The sequence below is a fragment of the Methylobacterium sp. CCH5-D2 genome (assembly GCF_001556475.1).
Taxonomy (GTDB): domain Bacteria; phylum Pseudomonadota; class Alphaproteobacteria; order Rhizobiales; family Beijerinckiaceae; genus Methylobacterium; species Methylobacterium hispanicum.
On sequence record NZ_LSIX01000542.1, the window covers coordinates 1 to 1,556 of the forward strand.

2 protein-coding genes are annotated in these 1,556 nt (G+C 74.6%); one reads left to right on the forward strand and one right to left on the reverse strand.

Going from position 1 to position 1,556, the window contains the following annotated elements; genetic code table 11:
• Window positions 1-597, reverse strand: a 597-nt coding sequence (locus AX737_RS13845) for an inositol monophosphatase family protein (RefSeq protein WP_082773037.1), incomplete at its 3' end; no start/stop codon positions are given.
• 184 nt (window positions 598-781) lie between these two features.
• On the opposite strand from AX737_RS13845, the gene AX737_RS13850 reads away from it, so the two are divergent.
• Window positions 782-1,516, forward strand: coding sequence for a histidine phosphotransferase family protein (locus tag AX737_RS13850; protein WP_066922228.1), 735 nt, complete (start codon window positions 782-784; stop codon window positions 1,514-1,516).
• The last annotated feature ends 40 nt before the right edge of the window (window positions 1,517-1,556 follow it).

Here is a 1,556-nt window from a genome sequence, read left to right on the forward strand (position 1 = left end):
CACCGCCGAGCCGACCGGGTGCTGCGCGGCCACCGGCAGGGCGGCGAGGCAGGCCTCGGTCTCCGGGTCGCCGTGGCGCCGGCTGCCCAGCGCGACGAGCCCGTCCGCGGGTGCCGGCCGCGCCCGCACCGCGCGGGGCTCGCCGGGGCGCCCCTGCGCGATCTCCGCCTCCAGGGCCCGGGCGCCCGCCCACCAGATCCGCCCGAGCCCGGGCGCCGCCAGCGCCGCCGCGACCGGCCGCTCCCCCGCCACCAGCGCGATGCAGACGGCGTATTCGGGCGTGCCGGCCAGGAACTCCCGCGTCCCGTCGAGGGGATCGACCAGGAAGAAGCGCGCGGCCGGCTTCCGGTCGTGGCAGGTCTCCTCGGCCACCGCCGGGATATCCGGAAAACGCTCGGCCAGGGCTGCCAGGATCAGCGCCTCGGCCTCGATGTCGGCCACGCTCGCGGGCGAGCCGTCCGGCTTCAGGCTGTGGCTGCAGCCCTTCGCGTGGTGGTGGCGCAGAACCTCGCCCGCCGCGCAGGCGATCTCGGCCAGCCGCCGGGCGATGCCCTCGCGCTCCGTCTCGTCCATCCCGTGCCCGCCCGTCCGCGTCATCGCGCCGTCATGCCCGAGCCCCGCGCGCCTGTCGACGCCTGTCGACCGGGCGGTCGCGGGCCGATCCGGACCGCGCGAGGCCGATCCGTAACGCTTTCCAAAGCCCTCGTCGGCATCTATCCCGGGCGGTTCACGGCCCGCGAGCCGAACCCGCCGGAACTGTTAAGAACGCCCGGAGCGTGCCATGACCACCGTGAACCTCGAAGCGCTCGACCTGTCCGCGCTGCTCTGCTCCCGCGTCTGCCACGACGTGATCAGCCCGGTCGGCGCCATCGTGAACGGCCTGGAGGTTCTGGAGGACGACCAGGACGAGTCGATGCGCGAGTTCGCCCTCGACCTCATCCGCAAGAGCGCCCGGCAGGCCTCGGCCCGCCTGCAATTCGCCCGCATCGCCTTCGGGGCGGCGGGCTCGGCCGGCGCCTCGATCGACCTCGCGGATGCCGAGAAGGTCTCGCGCGGCATGTTCGCCGACGACAAGACCCAGCTCAGCTGGAGCGCGCCGCAGGCGCTCTTCCCGAAGAACAAGGTCAAGCTCCTGCTCAACCTCGTGATGATCGCGACCGGCGCGATCCCGCGCGGCGGCCATATCGACGTCGCGGTGACGGGCGAGGGCGACGCGCCGCTGATCGTGCTCAAGGCAAAGGGACCGCACGCCCGCATCCCGCCCCATGTCGAGGGCCTGATGGCCGGCACCTCCGAGACCGGCACGGTCGATGCGCACGGCATCCTGGCCTTCTACGCAGGCCTCGTGGCGCGCGCCGCCGGCATGGGCGTGACCTTCGCGATCGAGGGCGACACGGTGACGATCCGCGCCGAGCCCGCCGCCGCCGAGGCGCCGGCCGAGACCGAGCCGACGCCGGAAGAGGACCGCCCCTCCGACAGCGCCCCGGACAGTTCCTCGGACACCGCCCTCGCCTGAGCCTTGCGGCGGGCCTCTCTCCCCGCGCGCGGCTCCCGCC